Annotated in this window: 29 protein-coding genes and 1 pseudogene; 12 read left to right on the top strand and 18 right to left on the bottom strand. The window is 72.2% G+C overall.

The genetic code is table 11. From position 1 onward, the window contains the following. Positions 1-5: 5 nt before the first annotated feature. Both ACQ86L_RS08735 and ACQ86L_RS08740 read right to left on the bottom strand, forming a co-directional pair. Positions 6-599, bottom strand: coding sequence for a GNAT family N-acetyltransferase (locus ACQ86L_RS08735; protein WP_434318530.1), 594 nt, complete (start codon positions 597-599; stop codon positions 6-8). 4 nt (positions 600-603) lie between these two features. After that, positions 604-1290, bottom strand: coding sequence for a GNAT family N-acetyltransferase (locus ACQ86L_RS08740; RefSeq protein ID WP_434318531.1), 687 nt, complete (start codon positions 1288-1290; stop codon positions 604-606). Positions 1291-1377: 87 nt separating this feature from the next. Here ACQ86L_RS08740 and ACQ86L_RS08745 point away from each other — a divergent pair, with 87 nt between their 5' ends. Beyond that, positions 1378-2337 (top strand): diacylglycerol/lipid kinase family protein, encoded by a 960-nt coding sequence (locus tag ACQ86L_RS08745; protein ID WP_434318532.1) that lies wholly within the window; start codon positions 1378-1380, stop codon positions 2335-2337. Positions 2338-2433: 96 nt separating this feature from the next. On the opposite strand, the gene ACQ86L_RS08750 is transcribed toward ACQ86L_RS08745, so the two are convergent. Then, positions 2434-2826, bottom strand: coding sequence for an SHOCT domain-containing protein (locus ACQ86L_RS08750; protein WP_434318533.1), 393 nt, complete (start codon positions 2824-2826; stop codon positions 2434-2436). Between the two features lie 185 nt (positions 2827-3011). On the opposite strand from ACQ86L_RS08750, the gene ACQ86L_RS08755 reads away from it, so the two are divergent. After that, complete coding sequence (locus ACQ86L_RS08755) at positions 3012-3428, top strand: DUF7144 family membrane protein (RefSeq protein WP_434318534.1); 417 nt, start codon at positions 3012-3014, stop codon at positions 3426-3428. Between the two features lie 121 nt (positions 3429-3549). Next, positions 3550-3993, top strand: coding sequence for a VOC family protein (locus tag ACQ86L_RS08760; RefSeq protein WP_434318535.1), 444 nt, complete (start codon positions 3550-3552; stop codon positions 3991-3993). 50 nt (positions 3994-4043) lie between these two features. On the opposite strand, the gene ACQ86L_RS08765 is transcribed toward ACQ86L_RS08760, so the two are convergent. Further along, positions 4044-4478 (bottom strand): tautomerase family protein, encoded by a 435-nt coding sequence (locus ACQ86L_RS08765; RefSeq protein WP_434318536.1) that lies wholly within the window; start codon positions 4476-4478, stop codon positions 4044-4046. Between the two features lie 90 nt (positions 4479-4568). On the opposite strand from ACQ86L_RS08765, the gene ACQ86L_RS08770 reads away from it, so the two are divergent. Next, complete coding sequence (locus ACQ86L_RS08770; protein ID WP_434318537.1) at positions 4569-5204, top strand: TetR/AcrR family transcriptional regulator; 636 nt, start codon at positions 4569-4571, stop codon at positions 5202-5204. On the opposite strand, the gene ACQ86L_RS08775 is transcribed toward ACQ86L_RS08770, so the two are convergent. The 6 genes and pseudogenes from ACQ86L_RS08775 to ACQ86L_RS08800 form a co-directional block, all read right to left on the bottom strand. Then, positions 5135-5422, bottom strand: coding sequence for a DUF1214 domain-containing protein (locus ACQ86L_RS08775; RefSeq protein ID WP_434318538.1), 288 nt, complete (start codon positions 5420-5422; stop codon positions 5135-5137). The genes ACQ86L_RS08770 and ACQ86L_RS08775 overlap by 70 nt on opposite strands. Before the next feature lie 524 nt (positions 5423-5946). After that, positions 5947-6489 (bottom strand): annotated as a pseudogene (locus ACQ86L_RS08780) (DUF1254 domain-containing protein); the annotation flags it as partial. 61 nt (positions 6490-6550) lie between these two features. Then, positions 6551-7933 carry an FAD-dependent oxidoreductase gene (locus ACQ86L_RS08785; RefSeq protein WP_434318539.1) on the bottom strand — a complete coding sequence of 461 codons (1383 nt, stop codon included), beginning with the start codon at positions 7931-7933 and terminating at the stop codon, positions 6551-6553. Between the two features lie 52 nt (positions 7934-7985). Next, positions 7986-8921 (bottom strand): ribokinase, encoded by a 936-nt coding sequence (locus ACQ86L_RS08790; protein ID WP_434318540.1) that lies wholly within the window; start codon positions 8919-8921, stop codon positions 7986-7988. Next, positions 8918-10351 carry an MFS transporter gene (locus ACQ86L_RS08795; protein ID WP_434318541.1) on the bottom strand — a complete coding sequence of 478 codons (1434 nt, stop codon included), beginning with the start codon at positions 10349-10351 and terminating at the stop codon, positions 8918-8920. The genes ACQ86L_RS08790 and ACQ86L_RS08795 overlap by 4 nt, the downstream gene beginning before the upstream one ends. Beyond that, complete coding sequence (locus tag ACQ86L_RS08800) at positions 10348-11322, bottom strand: nucleoside hydrolase (protein ID WP_434318542.1); 975 nt, start codon at positions 11320-11322, stop codon at positions 10348-10350. The genes ACQ86L_RS08795 and ACQ86L_RS08800 overlap by 4 nt, the downstream gene beginning before the upstream one ends. Positions 11323-11457: 135 nt before the next feature. Here ACQ86L_RS08800 and ACQ86L_RS08805 point away from each other — a divergent pair, with 135 nt between their 5' ends. Next, positions 11458-12444, top strand: a complete 987-nt coding sequence (locus ACQ86L_RS08805; RefSeq protein ID WP_434318543.1) for a LacI family DNA-binding transcriptional regulator — start codon at positions 11458-11460, stop codon at positions 12442-12444. A gap of 512 nt (positions 12445-12956) precedes the next feature. Here ACQ86L_RS08805 and ACQ86L_RS08810 read toward each other — a convergent pair. Genes ACQ86L_RS08810 through ACQ86L_RS08820 form a run of 3 tightly spaced genes read right to left on the bottom strand, consistent with a single transcriptional unit; the run spans position 12957 to position 14351 of the window. Beyond that, positions 12957-13778 (bottom strand): DUF1206 domain-containing protein, encoded by an 822-nt coding sequence (locus tag ACQ86L_RS08810; protein ID WP_434318544.1) that lies wholly within the window; start codon positions 13776-13778, stop codon positions 12957-12959. Between the two features lie 28 nt (positions 13779-13806). Further along, a complete protein-coding gene (locus ACQ86L_RS08815) occupies positions 13807-14034 on the bottom strand; it encodes a hypothetical protein (protein ID WP_434318545.1) in 228 nt (75 codons plus the stop codon). Beyond that, complete coding sequence (locus tag ACQ86L_RS08820) at positions 14031-14351, bottom strand: hypothetical protein (RefSeq protein WP_434318546.1); 321 nt, start codon at positions 14349-14351, stop codon at positions 14031-14033. Before ACQ86L_RS08820 ends, ACQ86L_RS08815 begins: the two co-directional genes overlap by 4 nt. 212 nt (positions 14352-14563) lie before the next feature. On the opposite strand from ACQ86L_RS08820, the gene ACQ86L_RS08825 reads away from it, so the two are divergent. The 5 genes from ACQ86L_RS08825 to ACQ86L_RS08845 all read left to right on the top strand — a co-directional run bounded on the left by ACQ86L_RS08825 (position 14564) and on the right by ACQ86L_RS08845 (position 18595). After that, positions 14564-14917, top strand: a complete 354-nt coding sequence (locus tag ACQ86L_RS08825) for a hypothetical protein (protein ID WP_434318547.1) — start codon at positions 14564-14566, stop codon at positions 14915-14917. Between the two features lie 42 nt (positions 14918-14959). Further along, positions 14960-15514, top strand: coding sequence for a MarR family winged helix-turn-helix transcriptional regulator (locus tag ACQ86L_RS08830; RefSeq protein WP_434318548.1), 555 nt, complete (start codon positions 14960-14962; stop codon positions 15512-15514). 10 nt (positions 15515-15524) lie between these two features. Next, positions 15525-16010, top strand: a complete 486-nt coding sequence (locus ACQ86L_RS08835; RefSeq protein ID WP_434318549.1) for a MarR family winged helix-turn-helix transcriptional regulator — start codon at positions 15525-15527, stop codon at positions 16008-16010. A gap of 251 nt (positions 16011-16261) precedes the next feature. Continuing rightward, a complete protein-coding gene (locus tag ACQ86L_RS08840) occupies positions 16262-16813 on the top strand; it encodes an RNA polymerase sigma factor (RefSeq protein WP_434318550.1) in 552 nt (183 codons plus the stop codon). 147 nt (positions 16814-16960) lie between these two features. Next, positions 16961-18595, top strand: a complete 1635-nt coding sequence (locus tag ACQ86L_RS08845; RefSeq protein ID WP_434318551.1) for a glucoamylase family protein — start codon at positions 16961-16963, stop codon at positions 18593-18595. Positions 18596-18675: 80 nt separating this feature from the next. Here ACQ86L_RS08845 and ACQ86L_RS08850 read toward each other — a convergent pair whose 3' ends face one another. Together ACQ86L_RS08850 and ACQ86L_RS08855 are read right to left on the bottom strand one after the other, a co-directional pair. After that, positions 18676-19485, bottom strand: coding sequence for a COG4705 family protein (locus ACQ86L_RS08850; protein WP_434318552.1), 810 nt, complete (start codon positions 19483-19485; stop codon positions 18676-18678). A 160-nt stretch (positions 19486-19645) separates the two neighbouring features. Further along, a complete protein-coding gene (locus ACQ86L_RS08855) occupies positions 19646-19858 on the bottom strand; it encodes a hypothetical protein (protein ID WP_434318553.1) in 213 nt (70 codons plus the stop codon). Between the two features lie 125 nt (positions 19859-19983). Between ACQ86L_RS08855 and ACQ86L_RS08860 the strand changes: the two genes are divergently transcribed. After that, entirely contained in the window at positions 19984-20211 is a 228-nt protein-coding gene (locus tag ACQ86L_RS08860; RefSeq protein ID WP_434318554.1) for an RNA-binding S4 domain-containing protein, read from the top strand. Between the two features lie 102 nt (positions 20212-20313). On the opposite strand, the gene ACQ86L_RS08865 is transcribed toward ACQ86L_RS08860, so the two are convergent. The 3 genes from ACQ86L_RS08865 to ACQ86L_RS08875 all read right to left on the bottom strand — a co-directional run bounded on the left by ACQ86L_RS08865 (position 20314) and on the right by ACQ86L_RS08875 (position 23125). Beyond that, positions 20314-21354, bottom strand: coding sequence for a LuxR C-terminal-related transcriptional regulator (locus ACQ86L_RS08865; protein WP_434318555.1), 1041 nt, complete (start codon positions 21352-21354; stop codon positions 20314-20316). Positions 21355-21689: 335 nt separating this feature from the next. Continuing rightward, positions 21690-22493 (bottom strand): hypothetical protein, encoded by an 804-nt coding sequence (locus ACQ86L_RS08870; protein ID WP_434318556.1) that lies wholly within the window; start codon positions 22491-22493, stop codon positions 21690-21692. After that, positions 22490-23125, bottom strand: coding sequence for an ATP-binding protein (locus tag ACQ86L_RS08875; RefSeq protein ID WP_434318557.1), 636 nt, complete (start codon positions 23123-23125; stop codon positions 22490-22492). Before ACQ86L_RS08875 ends, ACQ86L_RS08870 begins: the two co-directional genes overlap by 4 nt. Positions 23126-23270: 145 nt before the next feature. Here ACQ86L_RS08875 and ACQ86L_RS08880 point away from each other — a divergent pair, with 145 nt between their 5' ends. Further along, positions 23271-24185, top strand: coding sequence for an alpha/beta fold hydrolase (locus ACQ86L_RS08880; RefSeq protein ID WP_434318558.1), 915 nt, complete (start codon positions 23271-23273; stop codon positions 24183-24185). Positions 24186-24257: the final 72 nt, after the last annotated feature.

The raw sequence follows: 24257 nt of genomic DNA on the forward strand, positions 1-24257 counted from the left end.
ATCCGCTAGCTGTACGCCAGGAACCGCCCCGGCTTCCCCGGCTCCACATACTCGAACCCGCGCACGAGCCCCGCACCCTCGATCAGCCCGACCTGCTGTGCGAACGGCTCGCTCGCGACGAACACCGTCCGCTCGACCGGCCACTCCTCCGCGAACCAGGCGCGCAGCGCGGCGAGCACGCGGGCGTCCAGCCCGTCCGCCATGCGCGAACGGCGCACCCAGAAGAACACGACCGCCTCCACGTCGGTCCAGGAGTCACCGCCGAGGGCCGTCACCGCCGACTCCGCCAGGAACTTCGCGCTCGTGTCGAACACGTACACACAGCCCAGGCACTCGGTGTCGTCCGGGTCGCGCACGGTGTAGCTGAACGCCTTGTGGTCGCGGTGCCGCTGCTCCATGCCCGCCAGGTCCTCCCGGTTCGCCGCGACGGTGAAGTCGTCGGCGGGCCAGGAGGACTGCTCCCACAGCCGCAGTTCATCACGCGTGTCCATCAGGGCCGCATGGTCGTCCGCCGCGTCGTCCGCGGTGATCGGGCGCAGGACGAACTCCGCCGTCCGCAGCCCGGACGGGATCGGCACGGCCGGGTCGGTCAGCCGCACGCGGTCACCCCGCCGTCCGGCAGACCAGCACCGTCATCCGCTTCCGCCGGGTGAACCCGAGCCGCTCATACACGGCGACCGCCCGCTCGTTCACCGTCTCCACGTGCAGGAACGGCCGCTCGCCGCGGTCCAGGATGCCGCGCATGACGGCGAGCATGACCTGCAGCGCGAAGCCCCGCCCGCGCCACTCCGGGTCGGAGCAGACTGCGCTGACCTCGCACCAGCCGTCCGGGCGCATCCGCTGGCCGGCCATCGCCGCAAGCCGGTCGCCGACGCGGACGCCGTGGTAGCCGCCGAAGTCGATCGTGCGCGGGAGGAACGGGCCGGGCCTGGTCCGCTCGACCAGGTCCAGCGCCTCCGCGACGTCGGCCTCCCCGAGCGCGACGAGGCGTGCGTCGTCGCCGAGCGCCGGCGGCGCGGGGAGGTCGGCGGCCTCGAACACGTACTGGTAGCAGTCGTAGCCGGCGACGGCCTCCCAGCCCTCCGGCGCCGCGTCGGCGAACACGCCCAGCGTCGCGCCCGGCCCGACGAGGTCGGCCAGGCGGTCCCAATCCGCGGCGCTGCCCCGGTCGGCGACGGACGCGAACGGCGACATGTCCGGCGGGTAGCGGCGGGCCCGGTCGTCCCCGACGGCGAGCGCGGCGTGCGGACCGGTGAGTGCGTTCCAGGCGGGGTCGTCGAGCACATGCATCCCCTCAGCCTCGCACACGCCGACCAACTCAGGCGTACTGTCTGGGGCAGCGTCGCGCCGCCCGAGCACGACGCGAGAAGGAGACGCATGAGCAGGGCCGCGATCGTGGTCAACCCGGTGAAGACCGACCCGGAACGGCTGCGCGAGGCCCTCGCGGCCGCCGAGCGCCGGCATGGCTGGGAGGACACCCTCTGGCTGGAGACGACCGAGGACGACCCGGGCACGGGCCAGACCCGCGAGGCGCTGGAGCAGGGGGTGAACGTGGTGATCGCGGCCGGCGGCGACGGCACCGTGCGCACGGTCGCCGAGGAGCTGCGCGGCACCGACACCGCACTGGCGCTGCTGCCCTCCGGCACCGGCAACCTCCTCGCCCGCAACCTCTCGCTGACCCTGGACGACGCCGAGCACGCCCTCGACACCGCGTTCGACGGAGCCGACCGGGCCATCGACGTCGGCCTCGCCGAGCTGCGCGACGGCCGCGACAGCACAGAGCGCCGCGCGTTCCTCGTCATGGCCGGGCTCGGGATCGACGCCAAGATGATCGCGGCGACCGACGACGACCTCAAGGCCAAGGCCGGGTGGATCGCGTATGTGCACGCGATGAGCCGGGTGCTGCGCGACAAGAACGAACTGCGCCTGCGCTACCAGCTCGACGGCGGCCGCCCCCACACCCTGCGCGCGCACACCGTCATGATCGGCAACTGCGGGTCGCTGCAGGCGGACATCCTGCTGCTCCCGGACGCGGCGGTGGACGACGGCATCCTCGACATCGTGGTGCTCCGGCCGGAGAGCATCGTGGGGTGGGCCCGGATCGTCGTCAAGATCTTCTGGGAGAACGGCGTGCTGCGCCGCACCAGCGTCGGTCGCCGTCTGATGCGCGACGACCGCGAGGTGCACGCGATGAACTACCTCAAGGGCAAGGAGTTCGTGCTCACCTCCAGCCGGCCGGAGCAGGTCGAGCTGGACGGCGACCTCTTCGGGGAGGTGACCTCGATGCGCGTCCGCGTCGACCCTGGCGCGCTCCGGGTGCGCGTTCCCCGCGAGTGAGCGGCGGCGTATGCTGATGGTCCCCGTAGCTACGGGTATGGGGAAAACACGCCAGAGCCCGGCCGAGCGATCGGTCGGGCTCTGGTGCGTTCAGGCCTAGGCTGCCCCGCTGAGCGCCTTGGCCTTGAGCGTCTCGAACTCGGCCGGCGTGATCGTTCCGGCGTCGAGGAGCTGCTTGGCCGACTCGATCTCCGCGGCGGGCGAGGTCGTCCCCGTCCCCGCCACGGAGCGGATGTAGTCGGCGGAGGCGGCCTGGGCCTGCATCGACCCTGCCGCGCTGCGCTGGGCCATGCGACCGCCCCGGGCGATCAGGTAGATGAATGCGGCCAGGAACGGCACCACCACCAGGAAGATGCACCAGAGCGCCTTGGCCCAGCCGTTGAGCTCAGGGTCGCGGAAGAGGTCGATGAACACCCGGATGAAGATCGTGATGCAGACGAACACCAGGTAGAACCAGAACGACCAGACGAGGAAATCCCAGAAAGTCACGGCGACTCCGATCGGTTGACGAGAGCGGCCATCGCCTCGTGTGGCCGAACGGTACGACGCCGCGGCCCGGCTCGGCAAGAGGTCAATCCGGCCGCGGAGGCAGGGCGAAAACCCGCTGTTGCCAAGTACACGTTTTAGATGCATCATGCAGCCGAAAGCACCACACAGAGCGAGGGGACGGCACCATGACTCAAACACAGTCCCATCCTGGAGCGCAGCGGACCGGCTGGGTCGGATGGGTGTTCTTCGCGGCGGTCATGCTCCTGATCGGGGCAGCGATCGACATCTTCTACGGGATCATGGCGATCATCGGTCCCAACACCGCCTACTTCGTCGGCCCCAACGGCAGGGCGGCGTCCTTCGACGTCGCCGGCTGGGGCTGGTGGTCGCTGGTCATCGGAGTGGGCTTGGCGCTGGCCGCCTTCTCGCTGCTCACCGGCCGCACCTGGGCGCGCATCTTCGCGGTCGTCGTCGCGGGGCTGAACGCCGTCACCCAGCTCATGTCGCTGCCCGCGCAGCCCTGGTGGTCGATCGTGATGGTCGCCGTCGACATCCTCGTCATCTACGCCGTCACCGTCCACGGAAAGGAAGTCCGAGCCTGACCGCCGTTCGCGCGCGGCTGCCGGATTCCCGCTGTTACGGGGGTTTCCGCGGACGCACCGGGGTCGCGCGCGAGCCCTCGTCCGCGCCCTCGTGCGCGCATGGGTGGGTACCATGCGTCCCATGCCCATCACCCTCGACAACGTCGGCATCGCCGTCCGCGACCTGGAGGCGGCGATCGCCTTCTTCACCGACCTCGGCCTGGAGGTCGTGGGCCGCGACACGGTCAGCGGCGAGTGGACGGACACCGCCGTCGGCCTCGACGGCAACCACGCGAACATCGCGCTGCTGCAGACCCCGGACGGCCGGGGCCGCCTGGAGCTGTTCGAGTACCTCCACCCCGACGCGATCGAGACCGAGCCGACCCTCCCGAACGAGATCGGCATGCACCGCGTCGCGTTCCAGGTCGACGACATCCAGCGCTCCCTGGAGGTCGCCGCCGCACACGGCTGCCATCCGCTCCGCGGCGTGGCCAACTATCGCGACCTCTACAAGCTGACCTACCTCCGCGGCCCCAGCGGCATCCTCGTCATGCTCGCCCAGGACCTCACGCGCGCCGAGACGTGAGTAATCGCGGGAATCAGGTCGTGGATTCCCGCGACTAATCACGTCTCGGGTCAGTTGCCTGCTTGGAGGGCGGCGATCTGGGCTCGGGCGGCGGCGACCAGCTCCTCGTTGGTGTTGGCGTGGCCGGCGAGGCCCCAGCCGCCCTCGACCGCCTCGGTGAGGAGGACCCAGGTGCGCTCGGCGAGCGTGGGGTCGCCCGCGGCCTCCGCGACGATGGCGGTGAACTGCTCGACCACCGCGAGCTGCTTCGGCCGGTCGAGCGCGCCGGCGTTGGTGAGCACCTGCACGCGCACGTAGTCGGAGTCCCCGTCGACGTTCGACAGCGCACCCTCGGCGAGCTCGTGGACGAAGGCGGCGGTGTTCTTGCGGAACATCGGGATGTCGGGCACTTGCTCGATCACCTTGAGGGTGTCGGCGAGGGTCGCGGCGAGCGCGTGCGGGTCGGCGAAGGTGCCGGCGGTCGCGTAGACGTCGATCATGGGCATGGGACTCATCTCCTCGGTTCCGGGGTGGCGCGTCCAGTGTGGATTATGATGAGCGTCATAGTCAAGGATTCTCGACGGAAAGGTCCACGGATGGTCTCGGATGCGAAGGCGCGCATGATCGAGGGCGCGGCCAGGCTGCTGGCCGAGAAGGGGCTCCAGGAGACGTCGTTCTCCGAGGTGGTCGCCCTCACCGGAGCGCCGCGCGGATCGATCTACCACCACTTCCCCGGCGGCAAGGCGAGCCTGGTCGCGCAAGCCCTCGACCTCCAGCGCGCCAGGTCGATCGCGGTCATCGAGTCGGCCCGCGGCCTGCCCGCCGTGGAGGTCGCCGCGACGTTCCTGGACGGCTGGCGACGGCTGCTGCTGGCGTCGCACTTCACGATCGGCTGCTCGGCAGTGGCGGTCGCGGTGGCCGCCGACTCCGACGACCTGCTTCAGCAGTCCGGCGCGGTGTTCCGCGGCTGGGCCGACCTCCTCGCGGAGCTGCTGACGCTCGGCGGCGTGCCGGCCGGCGCCGCAGGCGGCGCGGCCGCGCTGCTCGTCGCGGGCAGCGAAGGCGGCGTCATCCTCAGCCGCGCGCAGTCCAGCATCCAGCCGTTCGAGGCGGTGGCGGAGCAGTTGATCGCGCACGTGCGCGGGCTGAGCCTGCCGGCCGGTCAGCCGCCCACCCGCTCCACCGCCGGCGGCGCCCACGTCCCGTCGAGGATCGACCCGTCCGGCCAGTAGGCGCGCAGGTAGACCGAGAACGCGTCGGCCGGCGCCGGCAGCCAGTTCGCCAGCGTCGCCGGTTCGGTGGGCGCGTCGCCGCCGACCGTCAGCGTGAGCGAGCCGTCGTCGGCGAAGGTGAGGTTCTTGTTCTTCGTGCCGAGCGAGAAGCGGTCGAGGCCGTTGGCGTGGAAGAAGTGGTGCTTGTTGTAGACGGTGAGCGACCAGAAGCCCTGCACCGGCGGCAGCGCCCCGCCTCGAAACGGATCGAGTAGGTCTGCGTGCCGTCCAGCCGGGCTCCGTCCGCGTCGAGGTCCTGGTAGAAGTACGTCGTCTCGTTGGGTGTGTTGACGAAGATGTTCGACTTCCCGACCGCCGTCCGCATCAGGTAGTCGGCGCCGAACCGTGCTCCCGAGCGCTGCGTGGTCCAGTTCGCCCCGACCGGGATGCCGTAGTGGCGGAACTCGAACAGCTCCTTCACGGTCGCATCCGCTTCGATCGCCGCCGCGCGGCAGGCCGCCGCGACCTCCTCGTCCCGTTCCGCGGCCTCCAGAACCGTGCGGAACCAGTCGTACAACGCCTCCTCGCCCGGCAGCGGAGGCACCTCGTCCAGGATCTCCCCGAACGACGCGAAGAACGTGCCGGGGTCGACCCACTGCGTCTCCTGCTCGCCGGAGGTCGAGCCGGCCGCGCCGAAGGTCGGCACGGACGACCAGTCGACGACCTTCATCGTCCCGTCGAACTCCGCCAGCGGGTACACGCTGATCCGGTTCACGATGGGCTGGATGGCGGCGCGGTCCTCCGCCGTATCGTCCAGGAACACCCGCGGGATGACCACGGCCGAACGGGTCGCGTAGCGGAACACCCCGGCGATCCCGTCGGGCACCTCGCCCTGCCAGGACTCCGGGGCGAGCAGGTAGTGCCCGGGCGCCGTGCCGTACATCTTCCCCAGCTCCACGAACGAGTCCGTGCGCTGGTCCACCGCCTGGTAGACCCAGAACCTGTCCCCGAAGTCGGGCACCTGGACCACCGCTGGGCCGAGCGGCGCGTCGAGCGTGCCGAAGCCGTACGCCACGTCCTGGTTCGGGCACGCGACCACGCGCTCCTCCGGCCGGATGTAGTCGTGCAGCATCCCGATGCGGTTCGGCGGCCCGGCGGGGACGATCCCGGCCAGCAGGCCCGGCCCGGGGAGCTGCTCCATGAAGACGCGGCGGTTGTGGATGTTCACCAGGGGCCAGCCCCAGAGATACGCGGTCCGTGCGACCTGCGCCGCGTAGTCCGCCGCCACCCGCTGCCCCGCGCCCATGAGCTCCCCCGATCGTCCGTGCCGCTCCGGCCGGAGTCTAGGGAGGGCGCGCGCGGGCTGGCTAGGCCCGGCTTCCCGGGTACGGGGCCAGCTCCGCGAGCACCTCGTTGAGCGCCTCGGTGCTGGAGGGGTGGGTCCAGATCCCGTTCAGCAGCGCGTCGACCGTGACGCCGGCGCGCATCGCGAGGGCCACCAGGTTGATCACCTCCTGGGAGTCGACGCAGAACAGCGTCGCGCCGAGCAGCTGCCGGGTGGCGGCGTCCGCCGTGAAGGTGATGATCCCATCCGCGTCGCCCAGGATCTTCGGCCGGGGCATCGCGGCGATGTCCGCGACCTTCTTCGCCGCGTAGAGGACCTCGTGCCCGCGGCTCACCGCTTCGGCGGGCGTGAGCCCGACCTGCGAGAGCGGCGGCGTGATGAATGTCGTGTTCGGCACGGCCACCCGATCGGTCGTCGTGCGCCGGCCCTCCCCCGCGAGCTGGTCCCACACCACGCGGTTGTCGTCCAGCGAGATGTAGGTGAACTGCGGGCCGCCGTTGACGTCCCCGACCGCGTAGACGCCCTCGGCCGAGGCACGGAGGCGCTCGTCCACGCGGATGAAGCCCCGGTCGTCCGTGGCGACTCCCGCCGCCTCCAGGCCGAGCCCGGCGGTCACCGGCGTGCGGCCGGTCGCCACCAGCACGGCGTCGGCGTCGACGACGCCGTCCTCCAGCATCACGCGCAGACCCTCCGCGGAGCGCTCGATCGCGCGCACCCGGGTGCTCGTCCGCATTGTCACACCGCGCGCGCCGAGCACGTCGCGGACGGTGGCGACCACGGCCGGCTCCAGCCTCGGCAGGAGCTCCGTGCGCGGGTCCAGCACGGTCACCTGCGACCCGAAGAGCTGGAACATGCTCGCGAACTCCAGGCCGACGAAGCCCGCGCCGATGACCGCGAGCCGCCGCGGGAACGCGTCGGCGTGCTGGATGGCCGTGGAGTCGTACACGCCGGGGAGGTCGAGGCCGGGGATCTCCGGCCGCGCCGGGATCGTCCCGGTCCCGATCACCACCGTCGCCCCGCGGATGGTCAGCGTCTCGCCGTCGGAGGTGCGGACGGCGACCTCCCGCGGGCTGGTGAACCTCGCGGTGCCGTCGACCAGCGTGGCGAGCCCCTCCAGCATCCGGTGGTTGGCGCCGTTCAGCCCGTGCACGAGGTCGTCGCGCCCCGCGACCGCCCGCGTGAAGTACTCCTGCGGGTCGTCGTCGGGCCTGCGCGCCTCCGCCGCGACGACCAGGTCCTTGGTCGGGACGCAGGCGACATTGATGCAGGTGCCGCCGTACATCGCCGGGTCCCGCTCGACCAGCGCGACGGAGCGCCCGGCCGACGCATATCTCCTGGCGAGCGTCTTGCCCGCCTTGCCCCAGCCGACGACGAGCAGGTCGACGTCCAGTTCCGAATCGCTCACGGTGCCTCCTCGGTCGCTCGGTGTCACCCTACGACCGAGGAGGCAGTGGCGTTCAGGCCTCGACGGAGCGTTCCGCCAGGAAGGACGCGAGCTGCGCGGGGTCCGGATACGACGCCTGAGCGCCGGGATGAGCGGCCGCGTAGCCGCCGACACCGACCGCGAACCGCGCGGCGTCCACCAGCGCGTCGCCCTCCGCCAGCCGGACGAGCAGCGAACCCATGAAGGCGTCGCCCGCGCCTGTCGTGTCGACGGCAATGATCCGCACCGCGGCGACGTGAGCGGGAGCCGCGTCGCCGTCCACGATCAGGCAGCCGTCCGCCCCGCGGGTGACGACGGCGCGGGCGATCCCGAGCGTGGCGAACCCGTCGCGCACGGCGGTGGGGTCGGAGGCGACCGCGCCCCCCGCCAGGCCGAGGAGTGCCTGCGCTTCGCCCTCGTTGACGAGCAGGACGTCGGCGAGCGGGACGAGGTCGCGCGCGGCCTCCCCGAACGGCGACGGGTTGAGCACGACCGTCGTGCCGGCCGCGCGGGCACGCTCGGCGGCGGCCCGCACGGTCGCGGCCGGCACCTCCAGGCAGAGGCCGAGGACGGCCGCGCCGTCGAAGACGCTGTCCGGGAGGTCGTCCGCGGCGAGCGTTCCGTTGGCGCCCGCGGAGACCACGATCGTGTTCTCGCCGTCCGCGGCCACGGTGATGAGAGCGGTGCCGGTGGCCACGCCGTCCCGGACGGTCACGTGGGACGTGTCCACCCCGGCCGCGGCCACGGCCGAGCGCAGAAGCTCGCCGTTCGCGTCATCCCCGACCGCGCCGACCATCGCGACGTCGCCGCCGATCCGGCCGGCGGCGACCGCCTGGTTGGCGCCCTTGCCGCCCGCACCGACCAGCAGGTCGCCTCCGGAGACGGTCTCACCCGCACGAGGGAAGCGTTCGGTGCGCACGACCAGGTCGGCGTTCAGCGAGCCGACGACGACGATCCTGCCCCCGCTCACCGCCCGGCCTCCTGCGCCACCTCGGCCGAGGCGGGACGCGGGATCAGGAACGACACGGCGAACGCCGCAGCCGTGATGACGGCACCGAGGACCATCCCCGCAGAGTATCCGGTCGTCGAGTGCCCCGTCGCGCCGGTCGCGATCTGGATCGCGGGCAGCAGCGCGAAGCTCAGGCCCGCGCCGAGGTTGAACGCGCCCGCGTTCAGTCCGGGCAGGAAGCCGGGGTTCGCGGCGGGCGAGAGCACGATGCCCAGCCCGTTCAGCATGATGTTCGCGATGCCGGCGTAGGTGATGCCCAGCAGCACGGTGGCCGCGATCAGCACGGGGAGCGAGTGCACGCCCACGAACGCCATGACCAGCGTCCCGATCACGCTGCCGGCCAGGCCGATCCGGAGGATGCGGCGGTAGCCGAGCGTCGGGGCGAGGCGACCGGCGAGCGGGCCGACCACCCAGCCGACCAGAGCATACGGCGTGAGGAAGGCGAGCGAGGCGAGGTCCGGCGCCATCCCGAACCCGGCGTCCGGGTTCTGTGCGATGGAGGTCACCAGGCCGTTGACGACGGCGAAGACGCCGGTCATCGTCAGCAGCGTGGTGAGCAGCAGCGCCCAGGTGGACCGCGGCTTGAGCAGCGGGGTCGGGATGAGCGGCTCGCTCCGGCGGTTCTCGATCGCCCAGAACGCGGCGAACGCGAGCACGGCGACCAGCAGCGCCCCGATCACGAGCGGCCAGTTCGCGGCGGCGAGCTTGCCCGCCTCGTTGAGGCCGGTCAGCAGGGCGGCGAGCGACAGGGCGAGCGGGAGCACGCCCCACCAGTCCATCCGCACGCCGGCGGACGGCCGCGACTCGACGCCCCAGGCGGCGAGCATGACCACGGCGACGACCGTGACCGCGGCGATCACCCAGAAGACCGAGCGGAAGCCGAAGGCCGTCGCGAGCCAGCCGCCGGCGATCGCGTCGATGCCGGCGATGCCGCCGTTGACGGCGGTCAGCAGGCCCATCGCGGCGCCGTAGCGTCGCGGGTCGGAGATCTCCGAGCGCAGCATGAGCAGGCAGATCGGGACGACCGGCCCGGCGACGCCCTGCACGATGCGGCCGACGAAGAGCATCTCCACGTTCACCGCGAGAGCGGCGACGACGCTTCCGGCGAACATCACCACGAGCATCCCGAGCAGGACGCGCTTGCGGCCGGCGATGTCGCTGAGGCGAGGGAGGAACAGCGAGAACACCGCGGCGACCGTGAAGAACAGGGTCTGCGACAGGCCGATGGTGGCGTCGTCGCTGTGCAGCTCGCGCGCCATCGTCACCAGGACGGGGCTGAGCATGCTCGCGTTGAGCTGGAACGCGACGCACGCGGCGAGCAGGGCCGCGGTGAGGGCGGCGATGCGGACCGGGCGGCCGGTCGGGGCGGAGGTGGCGACGGGGGCGGTCACGCGACGGCTCCGTTCGCGGCGGCGGTCGCGGCCTCGGGGTCCCCGATCCGCTCCAGCGCGTCCACCACGAGCCCCCAGAAGCGCTCGCGATCGAGCTCGAGGGCGGCCCAGGTCACACAGTCGTCCGGCGCCGGCCCGCGGCGGTCGGCCACGGTCATCCCGGTGGTCAGGCGCCCCTGGGTCTCGATCGCGATCGGCATGCGCTCGGCGCGCACGATCGTGGGGTCGATGACGTACGCGACAGCGCACGGGTCGTGGACGGGCGGGCTGTCGAAGCCCTGCGCCTCCGAGTAGGTGTGCCCGAAGAAGTCGAGCAGCTCGCCGACGAAGCGGGCGGGCGCGGTGCCGACGGCGGCGATGCTCTCGCGCACCTCCGGGGTCGCGAGCGCCTGGTGCGTCAGGTCGAGGCCGACCATGACGACCTTCCAGCCGGCGCTGAAGACGATGTCGGCGGCCTCCGGGTCGATGACGATGTTGAACTCGGCGACCGGGCTCCAGTTGCCGACGTGGACGCCGCCGCCCATCAGGACGACCTGCTTGACGCGCTCCACGATCCTCGGCTCGCGGCGCACCGCGAGCGCGATGTTGGTCAGCGCACCGGTCGGGACGAGCGTGACCGTGCCCGGCTCGTGCGCCATCACGGTCTCCACGATGAGGTCGACCGCGTGCCGCCCGTCGAGCTCGATCAGCGGCTCCGGGAGGACGGGGCCGTCCAGGCCGGACTCGCCGTGGATGTCCGGCGCGACCTCGATCGGCCGCACCAGCGGTCGGTCGGCGCCCGCCGCGAACGGGACGCCGGCGATCCCGGCGACGCGCGCCACGGACAGTGCGTTGCGGGTGACTTTGTCGAGGGTCTGGTTGCCCGCGACGGTCGTCACGGCGAGCAGCTCGATCTCCGGGTTTCCGTGAGCGAGCATGAGCGCGATCGCGTCGTCGTGACCGGGATCGCAGTCGAGGATGATCTTCTCCATCGGATGGAGCCTCCGCTTCTTCGAGGAACGTAAAACGTTTGACACGATAGGCCTAAAGCGCTTTACGCGCAACCGGACCGGCCCTCGGTATCATGGGCGGGTGTCGACGCCGCCCCTCCCCCGCCGCGCAAGCGGGTGACCGCGGCGATGGTCGCGGAGCGCGCGGGCACGAGTATCGCGGCCGTGTCCCTCGTGGTCAACGGCAAACAGGCCGGCCGCATCTCGGACGAGAACGCGGAGCGCGTGCGCGCCGCCGTGCGGGAGCTCGGCTACGTGGTCGACAGCACCGCCAGCGCGCTGGCCCGCGGCACGAGCGACGTCGTCGTGCTGCTCGCCCCCGACCTCCCGAACCCCTTCTTCGGCCGCGTGATCAACGCGGTGCAGGAGACCCTCGGCCCGCGATTCCAGCTCCTGCTCTTCGCGTCGCCGACCGGCGAGCAGCCGACCGTCGCCGACGTCCAGCGGCTCGCGGCGCTGCGGCCGGCGGGCCTCCTCGTGTCGGCCCCGACCGCGGAGTTCCTGGACGACGCTCCTCCAGGCGTCCCGCTGGTGCTGCTGGACGCTCCCGGCCTCCAGGACCGCGCCCCCACGGTCAACTACGACCTCGCCTCCGGCGTCCGCGCGCTGATCGCCCACCTAGCCGAGCGCGGCCACACCACGATCGGCTACCTCGACGGCTCCACCCCCGCCGCGACCTACGAGCTGCGCCGCACCCTGCTGCAGGCGGAGGCCGAACGGCGCGGGATGACACTGCTCACGACTCCGCCGGTCCGCAGCCGCCCGGACATCGCCGAGGCGATGGCCGCGACCGAGGCCGCCCTCCCCGGCTGGCGGGCCGCGGGCGCCACCGCGGTGATCGCGGCCTCCGACACCCTCGCCCACGGCGTCCTCGCGGCGTGCGCGCGGGCGGGCCTGCGGGTCCCGGAGGACATCGCGGTCGCCGGATTCGACGACCTGCCCGCCTCCTCCGTCACGGCCCCGGCGCTGACCAGCGTCGCCCTGCCGGGCGACCTCCTCGGCTCGGTCGCTGCACGCCTCCTGCTGTCGCTCATCGAGGGCGGCGAGGCGCCCGAGACCCACGAGCTCCCGGCCGAGCTCGTCGTGCGCGCGTCGACCGGCTGACGGCCCGCGTCATACTCCCCGGCTCCGGCGCTCTCTCAGGGGCGTCGGCGACACGAGGAGAGAATCATGACGACACACGATGACCCGCTGGCGGAGCCCCGCGACAGCGTCAGCTTCCGGGTGTCCGCCGCACGGGCGGCGCGAGGAGCTGCACAACGCGGGAGGTCGCTACCCGGTCGCCGACGAGCGGCTGCGGCCCGGTCGCGGCATCCGGCAGCCCTCACCCTCCCGGACGGCGAAGCGTGACTGCGCGCCGCGTCCGCGCCCTGCTGTCCCGGCTCACCGGCCGCGGCCGCTCCCGAGGAGGCGGTCGGCGCCCCTGCGCACGATCCCGGCAGACCGGCCGAGGTCGAACGCCGCGGGTGGCACTTCTGGGCCTCCTGCCGGGTGTGCCCGTGGGAGGGCGACGATCGCCTCATCCACTTCGACGCCGAAGCCGACGCCGCGCAGCACAACGACTCCGCGCACCTCCCGCGGCCGGCGGCCCGGCTCGCCGCCGACTGACGGCCGGCTCAGAACCGCGCCAGCCAGGCCCGCGCGATGTTGTACACCCCGGATGCGATGAGCCCGAGGCCCAGCACGACGATGGCCGCGCCGCCGAACGGGAGCTCCTGCAGCGCGGTCAGCCCGCCCGCGAGGCCCGTCGCGGTCGCGGGCTGGGCGCGGACCGCCGCGAGGATGAAGGCGACGCCCGCCAGCGCGACCACGACGCCCTTCGCGATGTAGCCCACCATGCCGAGCACCACGATCCCGTGGCCGGCGACGCCGCCCGGCACCTCGATGTCCCGCCGGAACCGGCGCCGGATGCCCTTGACGACGAAGTAGCAGCCGACGGCGCCGGTCACCAGGCCGAGCACGCCCAGCCCGAGCTGGCCACCCGGTGACGCGAGGATGCCCGCGCTGACCTGACGGGTCGTGGTGCTGGCGTGCGTCGGATGGCCGTCGGCGAAGGCGATCGCCGTGAAGCCCAGCACAGCGTAGGCGACAGCCTTGCTCACGTGCTCGGCGCGCGCGATCCAGCGGTCCGCGGTCGACCCGGCCCTGACCAACACGGCCTCGGTCAGCAGCCAGAGCGCGAGGGCGAACAGCCCGATGGCGGCGATCCACAGCACGATGAAGCCGCCGGGGATCTTCGTCACCTCGCCCAGGGCGCCGGTCTGGTCCGCCTCCCCCACGTGCGCGGCGCCGAGCTGGATGGCCAGGCCGCCGAGCAGCAGCTGGATGAGCCCGCTCGCGGCGAACCCGACGCGCGCCGGAATCTCCAGCAGCTTGCTGTCGCCCGCCGTGCGCGCGGCCTTCCGGAGCTGCGCCTTGCCTTCGGCTGCTGTGCTCATGGTGCGAACCCTGTGCTCATGGCTCGGCCTAGGCGTCCTCGACGCTGCTCAGCACCGTCCAGCCGTCGCCGGGGGCGATGGTGAGCTCGCCGTCAGACTGAGGGGAGTGCGCGAAGAACACCGCGGAGCCGGACTCCTCGCCCGGACCGCCATAGGTGGAGAGCAGGTCGTCGCCGGAGGGCGAACGAAGCACGTAGGCGCGTTTCGGGAGGAGGTCGCTCCAGTCGGTCACGACCTCTTCTGCGTCGTCGGTCATGCGCGGCGCAGCCACCCGAACAGCCCCGTCTTCTGCGGCCGGAACCAGTTCGCGTAGACCGCGAGCTTGGCCTCGGCGAGAGTCGTGCACGCACCGACCGTCCGTCCGTCGGCGGCCGACGCGGTGAAGCCCGTGTCCGTCTGCTCGATCATTCCGAGGTAGGCGGACGGGGTCTCGGCGACCCAGAGCCCGGCCACCGGCTGGCGCCACGCGAGGTGCTCGCTCTGACCCGGCGTCGCGGCCTGACGGATGCTGCGGCGCACCCGCGTCTCGCTGCGGTGCTGAAGCGGTCGTGCTGCCTTAACCGCGATCGTCATGGCGTTCCCTTCGGCCGGGCTGGTGCGGTGAGTGAAGAAGTAACTAGAGCTTCTAGCTAATCGACGGTCTCGGCAAGTTTTGCCCGGGGGGTTGATTCGCCGACGTCGACCTGCTAGTGCCATGGCGATCGAGCATCTAGAAATTCGTGTAGCTAGACGCACTAGCGATCCGCTAGGCTCATCCCGCACGGCCGACGAGGAGGGACGACGCAATGGGAACACTCACCTACGACGGTGACACCATCACCTTCGAGGACCGGACGCTGGCTCACCTGCAGGCGGCCATCACGACCAAGCTGCGGCGGCGGGAGCCCTTCCTGATGAGCTGGAGATGCGACGAACCGGGCCTCCCGGCGCGGAGGTCGCTGTGGATCGACAACTCCATCCCGATCCGCTACGAGTTCGACAGCTCCGAGCTGGGCCGCCTGAACGCCGCGTGGCTCAACAGCATGATCGAGATGGCGGGACGCACCAGCGGGCTGCTGGTGACGGAGGAGCCGAAGGATCTGAGCGAGTACCGCGACCGTCGCGGCCGCGCCGGCGAGCGAAGCGTCGCGGCGAGCTAGTCTCTAGGCTCTCTAGCTTGTAGATGGTCTATCATCTACTGCATGACGACGGACAGCACGCGTCCGGCGCCCCACTACTGGTACAGCGCCGAGACGGACCGCGAGCGGGCGATCGACGTCCTGGAGCACCTGCGCGCCTACGGCGCCGCCGACAGCGCCATGCAACGCCGGTCCGAGAAGGCCATGCGGATGAACGAGAACGACATCTCGGCGCTCCGCTACCTGCTCAGGGCGAGCGAGCAGGGGACGACGGTCGGGCCGCGCGAGCTCGCGGAGTACCTGGGCATCCAGAGCTCGTCCATCACCGTCCTCCTCGACCGCCTCGAGAAGTCCGGCCACATCCGCCGCGTCCCGAGCCCGTTCGACCGCCGCGCGCTGATCATCGTGCCGACGGTCCCGACCGACCAGCTCCAGCGCGCCATCCTCGGCGACGTCCGCGAGGAGCTGGTCGAGGTCGCGTCGAACCTGACCCCGGAGGACGCGGAGACCGTCGTGGACTTCATCGACCGCCTCCGCGACGCGGTCGACCGGATCGACACCCCGGGCGGCGACACCGCGACCGCGACGAAGGCGTCCACGAAGGCGGCCTCGCACTAGGATCGACCCGATGAGCGAGGCACCCTGGTACGACACGGCGCCCGCGCACGCCGTCCGCGTCGTCGCATCGCTGCGGGAGTACCGCACCGCCGAGCAGGCCATGCGCCGCCGCACCCGCGAGTCGATGCGGATGGGCGAGGCCGACCTCAAGGCGCTGCGCTTCCTCCTGAAGGCCGAGGCGGAGGGCCGCCACGCGACCCCGGCCGCGCTCTGCGCGCACCTGAGCATCAAGTCCTCGTCGGTGACGGCGATGCTCGATCGCCTCGCCGCCGCCGGCCATGTCACCCGGCATCCGCACCCGCAGGACCGGCGCAGCCTCACGATCCGCGCCACGCCGGGAGCGGACGAGGAGGTCAGGCACACCCTGGCGGCGATGCACCGCCGCATGCTCGACGTCGCCGCGGGGCTCGACCCGCGGGCGGCGGCGGTCGTCGCCGGATTCCTGGCGCAGCTCACGGTGATCGCGGAGCAGGGCGAGCGGGGCTCGGCCGCCTGACGCCACGGACCGCGACGGCCGGTTCGAACGCCGTGGACCGACGTGTCCGAAACCGGCCATTCCGCTGTCCCGGATCGGCTTTCGAGCGCACGCGTACGGAAATTAGGTTCTTTCCATCCCGTAGCCGCCCGCCCCGCTGAGCACCCGATCCGGTACCCGCTCCGGACCTCTCCGCACCGGAGGGCGGCCTCTCCCGCATCGTCGGGGCGGCCTCCCTGTGTCGTGCATGGCCGTCCCCGGAAGGAACCGCCATGCGCCCGTACGCAGACACCACTGTCGACGACGACCTCGTCACCCGCAGCCGAGCAGGCGACACCGCGTCGTTCGCCGAGCTCTGGCGCCGCCACTCCGACGCCGGCCGCCGGTTCGCGGCCTCCGTGACCTCCGCCTTCGACGCGGACGACCTCGTCGCGGAGGCGTTCGCCCGGATCTTCCGGGCACTCCGTAACGGCAACGGCCCGGTCCGCGGCTTCCGCGCCTACCTCTACACGACCATCCGCAACGCAGCCGCCGCCTGGGGGTCCGCCCGGCAGGAGGTCGCCGTCGAGGACCCGGGCGAGTACAGCGACGAGCCGTGGACCGACGACCACCAGGACGTGGTCTGGGAGCGGTCGCGCGTGGCCGCCGCGCTCGGCGCGCTGCCGGAGCGGTGGCGGAGCGCCCTCTGGTACAGCGAGGTGGAGCAGCTGACCCCGACGGAGGTCGCCGGCGTGCTGGGCATCTCGCCGAACGCGGCCGCCGCCCTGACCTACCGCGCGCGCGATGGTCTGCGCCGCGCGTGGGACGCCCAGCTCGCCGCCTGACGGCCTCGGGCGGCCTGTCCCGATCCGGTTCTCCCAGGGTCTTGCGCGATTGAATGTATGCGCATACGGTGCGCGGGGTGATCGCTCGGCGGGAGTGCGTTCCCGTTCGAGCAGTTGTCGACGATGACACGAAACGGAGACCGTCCCATGAGAAGACCCCATCCGCCGCGGCGTTCACGCCGCACCACCGCGATCGTGCGGGCCGGCGCAGCAGCCGTCCTCGCCGTCGCGTCGCTCGCGACCGCGCAGACCGCGTTCGCGACGACCGCGCCGGGCGATCAGAGCGCCCCGGACCGGAGCGCCCAGAGCGCCCAGGGCATGCAGGGCATGAGCGCCCAGTCGCCGCTCACGCCGGCCCAGAAGGCGAGCCTCCTCCAGGTCGCCACGGACACCTGGGCCTTCTTCGAGAAGGACACCGATCCCGTCACCCACCTCCCGCTCGACAACCTCGGGCCGGGCGCCACCCGGGGCCAGTACAGCTCCGCCGCGAACATCGGCACCTACCTGGAGGCCGTGGTCTCCGCCGGCGACCTCGGCATCATCAAGCGGCCGCAGGAGCGCGCGCTGATCTCCTCCACGCTCGACACGGTGGCCACCCTGAAGCGCTCGCACGGCTTCCTGTTCCAGTGGTACGACACCACGAACGGGCACACCATCCTGAACCCGGGCGCCGCCGATTGCTCCACCGAGACGACCCCGCAGCAGGACAACTGCTCGTTCCTCTCGGCGGTCGACAACGGCTGGTACGCGTCCGGCCTGATGGTCGCGCGCCAGGCGCTCCCCGAGCTGCGCCGGCAGATCGACGCGCTCATCGCCCCGATGGACTTCTCGATCTTCTACGACGACCGGGCGCAGACAGCCTGCAACACCAACCCGGACATCGCGGGCAACCAGCCGACCGGCCAGATGTACGGCGGCTACTACGCCGGCCAGGGCCCGGCCGGCTACCACAACGGCGCAATCTACAGCGACCCGCGCATCGCGATGTACATCGGGATGGGCCTCCACCAGATGCCCGGCGACGTCTGGTGGCGCACCTGGCGCACCCTCCCGCCGAAGCAGTGCCCCACCGACCCGGACTTCTCGTGGCAGGGCCAGTGGCCGGTCGGCGGTGACTGGCAGAAGTACACCGACCCGCAGAGCGGCAAGGTCTTCAACGTCTGGGAGGGCCACTACACCTACCCCGGAACGTCGATGACCTTCCTCCCGACCTGGGGCGGCGGGATGTTCGAGGCGATGCTCGCGAACGAGATCGTCCCGGAGACCACGTGGGGCCAGAACGGCTTCGGCCTCGCGGACGTCCGCACGGCGCAGGTGCAGGAGAAGTACGCCACCCAGACCCTCGGCTACCCGGTCTGGGGCATGTCGCCGTCGAGCACCGCCGACGACACCGGCGGCTACGGCATCTACGGGGCGACCGGCCAGAAGTTCCCGGCCGGCCAGGCGCTCGCCCAGTGCCCCGGCTGCTCGACGGAGGACGTGGTCACCCCGCACGCCTCCTTCACGGCACTCGGCGTGATCCCGCAGGACGCATACGCGAACATCCAGAAGCTGCGCACGCTCTACCCGGGCATCTACACGGCGGACGGCGGCTTCTACGACGCGGTCAACCCCGTCTCGGGCTCGATCGGCCACCGCCGCCTCGTGCTCGACCAGTCGATGATCATGATGTCGCTCGACAACGCCCTCCAGAACGGCGCCATCCGCCAGCACTTCGCGGACGACCCCGCGTCGTGGGCGGCGAAGACGTACCTGGGGATGGAGACGATGACGCTGAAGTAGGGAGCCCCGCGGACCGGACGCCCGGTCACCGCCTGCGTGGCGGCGCCCGGGCGTCCGGTGCGTCCGGGGCCGGGCAGCGCTCAGGCGCGGACGCGCTCGTCCTCGTCGAGGCCGGCAGCGGCAGGCACCGGCGTGCGGTCGCGGCCGCTCACCGTCAGGTACACCACCAGCGCCAGGATCGCCGCGAGGAAGATCAGGCTGGTCACGATCGTCCCGAGCCCGAGACCGCCGTCCGAGGTCGGCTGCGAGAGCAGGTCGCCCAGCGAGGCGCCGAGCGGACGGGTGAGCACGTACGCGATCCAGAAGGCCACGATCGCCCCGAGCCGGAACACGAATTGCGCCACCGCGACCAGCGCGATCGCGACGGCGAACACGACGACCGACACCAGGTAGCCCAGGTCGAGCTGCTCGGCCACGAGGTCGCCGGCCGCCGTGCCGAGCGCGAAGGTGAACAGCACCGCCAGCCAGTAGAACGCCTCCCGGCGCCTGGTCACGATGTCATGGATCGACAGCGTGCGCTCGACGCCGTACCAGACCGCGAACGTGGCGATCAGCGCGACAGCGAAGACGCAGGTCGAGACCACGAGCGGGACACCGAGGCCGTCGGTCAGGTTGTCGGTGATGAGGGTGCCGACGATGCTGATGAGCACCACCGTCAGCCAGTAGACTGCAGGGATGTAGCGGCGGCTCCGGAACTGCACCACGAACACGACCAGGAAGACCGCGGCCATCACGACCGAGGTGAGCTGAGTGCCCAGGTGGAGGCTGGAGGCCAGCAGATCGGCCGCGGTCTCACCGACGGTCGTGGCCAGGATCTTGATGGCCCAGAACGAGGCGGTGGGCTCCGGGACTTTGTTCTCGCGGATGGCGGGATGGTTCGGCTCGGTCATGGGGCTCCCTTTCGGAGGTTCGGATGGATTGATCGGGTCGGACCTCTCGAACGCTAGGGACGGCCGTCCAAGGCTGCACTAAGAATCGTCCCGGCACCCTACGATCCATTGGGATGCTCGATCGGCATCGGCAAGCGCGGGGAGCTGCGCCCCCATCTCCTCACCCCGCGACCTCCGCCCGCCGCGCCAGCGCCCGAGCTCCCATCACGACATCCAGCACCGCGGCCGCGACGAAGCCGGCCGACATCAGGAACGACAACCACGCGCTGCCCGACATCATCGTCCCGACCCCGGCCAGGAAGGTGAGGACGATCACGACGAACGCGGCGAGCGCGGCCCGCTGGGCGACGTGCTCGCGCCGGGCCGTCAGCATGGGGGTCCCTTTCACTGGACGGATCGCAACGTTCGGCCCATCCTCGTGCGGGGCGCGTGCGCTGTCATCCGGCCGGTGGAGTAGCCGCGGTTACTCTCCCGGGAGTAGCGGCTACTCTACGTAACGTGACGAACCAGCCTCGACCAGACGACATCTCGATCGGCGGCGACATGATCCGTCTCGGGCAGTTCCTGAAGTTCGCCGGCCTCCTCGACTCCGGCGGGAACGTCAAGGAGGCCATCATCGACGGCTACGTGACCGTGAACGGCGAGGTCGACCGCCGGCGCGGGCGGCAGCTCCGGCTCGGCGACATCGTCGGCTTCGAGGACCGCCTCGTCCGCGTCTGCCCGTGAGCTGAGCAGATGAAGCTGACGCTCGACCTGCACGACAGCTACAACCGCGGCGGCGACATGTTCGTGCACCTCCGCTGGAAGTAGCGCCCGTCGCCGGCGGGATCACAGCACCCCCAGCCCCCGACCGCGCGACCCCACCGGCGACGTCCGCAGCTCCTTCCGCGTCGTCACGCCGAGCTTGGCGAAGACCTTGCCCAGATGCCACTCGACCGTGCGCGGGCTGAGGTAGAGCTGCTCCCCGATCTCCGGGTTGCTCCGGCCGTCCGCGGCGAGGCGTGCGATGAGCGCCTCCTGTTCGGTCAGGTCCACGACGGTGTCGGGGGTTCGCGCGCGCGCCGTCTCCCCTGTCGCCGCCAGCTCGCGGCGGGTGCGTTGCGCGAACCCCTCCATGCCCGCCTCGCGGAAGAACTCGTGAGCGGCGCGGAGCTGTTCGCGTGCGTCCGTCCGGCGGCCCTGCCTGCGCAGCCACTCGCCGTAGACCAGCCGGGTCCGTGCCAGCGCCACGCGGATGCGGGTGCGGCCGAGCCGCTCGATCGACTCCCGGTACGCGGCCTCGGGATCGTCGTCCCCGGCGAGGAGCGCCCGGCAGCGGGCCAGCACGCCCAGCGCCCAGTCGGTGTCCGCGGCGCGGGCGATCTCGGTCAGGCGCGCCAGCGCATCCGCGGCCCTGTCCGGCTCGTCCAGGCGGGATGCCGCCTCGATCAGCTCCGGGTAGACCCACGTCGACAGCCCCAGCTCGAACGGGTGCGCCGCCGCACGCTCCGTCACCGCGAGTGCCTCCTCGTACCGGCCGAAGGCGTTCAGGAAGACGGCGGTCGTCAGCTCGGTGCCCGCCAGCCAGAGTCCCTCGCCGCGAGCGGAGACGTCGGCGCGGCTCGCGTCGAGCAGTGCCCGTGCGTCGGCCTCGCGGCCTCCCCACGCGGCGCGGAGGAACCCGATGTGCGGGCTCAGCGCGTGGCCGGTCGCGGAGGTCACCGCCTCGGCCTCCGCGGCCAGCGCCAGCGCGGCCGGGAGGTCGCCGACGAAGAGCTCCGCTGTGAAACGCTCGGTCAGCGCGATCGAGAGCGTGCTCAGCGCGCCTGTCCGCCGGGCGAGCTCGACCTGCCGCGCGGTGAGCTCGAGCCAGGCGGCGTCGTCGCCCACGGCGCGGGCGGCGCGGGAGGCCGGCCACAGCCAACGCAGCGCCTCCTCGTCGGAGAGCGGATCGGTCCGTACGGCGTCGAGCGCGCGGTGCAGGACCGGGACTCCGGCGGCGTACCCGCCCGTGACGAGCGATGCGAGGCCGTCGAGCAGCAGGGCGCACCCGGACGGCGCGGCGGCGGCGTGCGTCAGCCCGGCCGCCGCGACCGCAGTCGCGACATCGGCGAGCGCCGCGCCGCCGTCAGCGAGCCGGCCGGCGAACAGGGCTGCCGTGAACGCGTCGAGGTAGGTGTCCCTGGCGACAGCGGCGTCCAGGGTCTCATACCGCTTCGCCGCGCTCAGCAGCAGCGCGGGGGCCTCCCTCCCCGGGTCGACGCGAACGAGAGCCGCGCGCCGAGGAGCTGGGCCCGTGCCTGGTCGGGCTCGCCGAGCGGCCCCGCCGACGCCGCCGCCAGCATGGCGCGGGCGGCGTCGGCGGCTCCCGCCTGCATGCGCGCGTCCGCCGCGTCGAGCGCCCGCCGCGCACGGAGGGCCGGGTCGGGGGTGAGCTCCATCGAGCGGGTCAGGAAGGAGCAGGCCGCCGACCAGCCGCCGCGGGCCCGCGCTCGGCCCGCTGACGCTTCGAGCTCGGCGGCGACCTCCTCGTCCAGGCCGACCGCCGCCTCCGCCCGGTGCCAGGCCCGGTCGTCGGCGTCGGCCTCATCGACGACGGCCTCCGCGAGGGCCAGGTGCGCCGCTCGCCGCTCCTGCGCTGTCGCGTCGCGGTAGACCGCCGACCGCGCGAGAGGGTGACGGAAGCGCACCTGTGCGCCGAGCTCCAGCAGCCCGGCCTCCTGCGCCGGCCCGATCGCGTCCGCAGCGATCTCGGCCTCCGCTGCCGCGCGCCAGACGAGCGCGGCGTCTCCCGACGGCTCGGCCGCCGCGATCAGGGCCAGCCGCCGGGTGTCGCCGGGGAGCAGCTCGAAGCGTCGGGCGAACCCGCGTTCGATCCGCGCGGCGAGCGCGCTGCGGCCCTCGCGCGCTTCCCAGCCCGGTTCGGGCGCATCCACCTCCCGCGGCAGCTCCAGCAGGGCGAGCGGGTTCCCTCGGGCCTCCGCGACGATCCGGCTGCGCACCCGGTGGTCGAGCGGCCGGGCCGTCACCGCGTCGAGGAGCGCCTCCGCGTCGGCGTCGGCGAGTCCGTGCAGGTGCAGCGTCGGGAGGCCAGCGAACGCCTCCGTGGTCCCGCCCCGCGGCTCGCTGCCGTCGCGACCCCCTCATCCCGCACCGCGAACAGCATCGCGACCCGCTCCGCCGCGAGCCGCCGCGCCACGAACGCCAGTGTCTGCGCCGAGTCGCTGTCCGCCCAGTGGGCATCGTCGACGACGCAGAGCAGAGGCGCGCCCTCCGCGGCCTCCGCCACCAGCCCCAGCACGGCGAGCCCGACCAGGAAACGGTCCGGCGGGCCGCCGCTCTGCGTGCCGAGCGCCGTCCGGAGGGCGTGACGCTGCGGCTCCGGGAGCCGGTCGGCGCCGTCGAGGAGCCGGGCGCACACCTGCTGGACGACCGCATTGGCGAGCTCGAACTCCGATTCGACACCGGTCGCCTGCACGACCGCGAACCCGGTCGCACGCTGTTCCGCGAAGCCGAGCAGCGCGGTCTTGCCGACGCCGGCCTCGCCGCGCAGCACCAGGACGCCGCTGCGGCCGGACGACGCCGCCGCCAGCAGCCGCTCCAGCTCTGCGCACTCGTCGCGCCGGCCGCGCAACGGGCCGAGCTCGTCCTCGATCCTCATGGCGCACCCGACCTTAGGGACTGCGGAGGGCGCTGGCAAGGGAGCGGCCCGGGCACGGACCCGGGGGTCTCCCTGGCGCGACGGGCCGCGACGGCGACGAGCATTGCCGTCATCGAAACGAGATCTCTGGAAAGGGGATTCGATCATGAACACCACAACGAACACCACCGCCCGCTCGGCCTTCGGGATCGGGGCCGACCTCCGGGACGGCTTCGCCGAGGTCGGCGACGGCGTGACCCTGCACTACGTAGAGGTCGGCACCGGCCCGCTCGTCGTGCTGCTGCACGGCTTCCCCGAGTTCTGGTACGGCTGGCGCGACCAGATCGCGCCGCTGGTCCAGGCGGGCTACCGCGTCGTCGCGCCCGACCTCCGGGGGTACAACCTGTCGTCGAAGCCGGCGGACTTCACCGACTACACCGCCGACAAGCCGGCGGCCGACATCGCGGCGCTGATCCGTGTGCTCGGCACCGGGACGGCGGCGGTCGTCGGGCACGACTGGGGCGGCTCGATCGCCTGGACGCTGGCGATGAACTCCCCGGAGGTCGTCGAGCGCCTGGTCATCCTGAACGCCGCGCACCCGCGCAAGCTGAACGAGGGACTGAAGAGCCCCCGCCAGCTGGAGCGCAGCTGGTACTTCTTCTACTTCCAGCTCATGGGGACTCCGGAGCGCCACGCCGCCAAGGACGACTGGGCCTTCTTCGCCCGGTTCTTCCGCGACGCCCAGCCGGCCTACACGGCCGACGAGCTGGACCGCTACCGGGAGGCCTGGTCGCAGGAGGGTGCGGCCACCGGGATGATCGACTACTACCGCGCGGCCGTGCGGCTGGGGTCGAAGCAGAAGGTGCTCACCGTCACCGCGCCGACGCTCGTCATCTGGGGAGAGCAGGACCGCTTCCTCGGCTCCGGCCTGGCCGAGCCGCACGCGGAGGACGTGCCGAACCTCGTCGCCGTGGAGCGGCTGGAGAACGCGTCGCACTGGGTGCACCACGACGAGGCGGACCGCGTGAACGGTCTGCTCATCGACTTCCTCGGCGGGGCCGGGGAGGGCGAAGGCCGCTGAGGCGGACACCCCCGGCGCCGCGGTTGGGGGTTTCCCTCAAATCATCCCCTCCGCCTCGCGGAGGTTGAGGGA

The organism is Leifsonia sp. P73, from assembly GCF_051059105.1.
Taxonomy (GTDB): domain Bacteria; phylum Actinomycetota; class Actinomycetes; order Actinomycetales; family Microbacteriaceae; genus Leifsonia.

Excerpts from the sequence above, each read along its gene's own strand:
- ACQ86L_RS08740 (WP_434318531.1), bottom strand. The coding sequence starts at position 1,290 with ATGCATGTGCTCGACGACCCCGCCTGGAACGCACTCACCGGTCCGCAC.
- ACQ86L_RS08745 (WP_434318532.1), top strand. The coding sequence starts at position 1,378 with ATGAGCAGGGCCGCGATCGTGGTCAACCCGGTGAAGACCGACCCGGAA.
- ACQ86L_RS08755 (WP_434318534.1), top strand. The coding sequence starts at position 3,012 with ATGACTCAAACACAGTCCCATCCTGGAGCGCAGCGGACCGGCTGGGTC.
- ACQ86L_RS08760 (WP_434318535.1), top strand. The coding sequence starts at position 3,550 with ATGCCCATCACCCTCGACAACGTCGGCATCGCCGTCCGCGACCTGGAG.
- ACQ86L_RS08765 (WP_434318536.1), bottom strand. The coding sequence starts at position 4,478 with ATGCCCATGATCGACGTCTACGCGACCGCCGGCACCTTCGCCGACCCG.
- ACQ86L_RS08770 (WP_434318537.1), top strand. The coding sequence starts at position 4,569 with ATGGTCTCGGATGCGAAGGCGCGCATGATCGAGGGCGCGGCCAGGCTG.
- ACQ86L_RS08800 (WP_434318542.1), bottom strand. The coding sequence starts at position 11,322 with ATGGAGAAGATCATCCTCGACTGCGATCCCGGTCACGACGACGCGATC.
- ACQ86L_RS08810 (WP_434318544.1), bottom strand. The coding sequence starts at position 13,778 with ATGAGCACAGCAGCCGAAGGCAAGGCGCAGCTCCGGAAGGCCGCGCGC.
- ACQ86L_RS08815 (WP_434318545.1), bottom strand. The coding sequence starts at position 14,034 with ATGACCGACGACGCAGAAGAGGTCGTGACCGACTGGAGCGACCTCCTC.
- ACQ86L_RS08820 (WP_434318546.1), bottom strand. The coding sequence starts at position 14,351 with ATGACGATCGCGGTTAAGGCAGCACGACCGCTTCAGCACCGCAGCGAG.
- ACQ86L_RS08825 (WP_434318547.1), top strand. The coding sequence starts at position 14,564 with ATGGGAACACTCACCTACGACGGTGACACCATCACCTTCGAGGACCGG.
- ACQ86L_RS08830 (WP_434318548.1), top strand. The coding sequence starts at position 14,960 with ATGACGACGGACAGCACGCGTCCGGCGCCCCACTACTGGTACAGCGCC.
- ACQ86L_RS08835 (WP_434318549.1), top strand. The coding sequence starts at position 15,525 with ATGAGCGAGGCACCCTGGTACGACACGGCGCCCGCGCACGCCGTCCGC.
- ACQ86L_RS08840 (WP_434318550.1), top strand. The coding sequence starts at position 16,262 with ATGCGCCCGTACGCAGACACCACTGTCGACGACGACCTCGTCACCCGC.
- ACQ86L_RS08845 (WP_434318551.1), top strand. The coding sequence starts at position 16,961 with ATGAGAAGACCCCATCCGCCGCGGCGTTCACGCCGCACCACCGCGATC.
- ACQ86L_RS08850 (WP_434318552.1), bottom strand. The coding sequence starts at position 19,485 with ATGACCGAGCCGAACCATCCCGCCATCCGCGAGAACAAAGTCCCGGAG.
- ACQ86L_RS08855 (WP_434318553.1), bottom strand. The coding sequence starts at position 19,858 with ATGCTGACGGCCCGGCGCGAGCACGTCGCCCAGCGGGCCGCGCTCGCC.
- ACQ86L_RS08875 (WP_434318557.1), bottom strand. The coding sequence starts at position 23,125 with ATGAGGATCGAGGACGAGCTCGGCCCGTTGCGCGGCCGGCGCGACGAG.
- ACQ86L_RS08880 (WP_434318558.1), top strand. The coding sequence starts at position 23,271 with ATGAACACCACAACGAACACCACCGCCCGCTCGGCCTTCGGGATCGGG.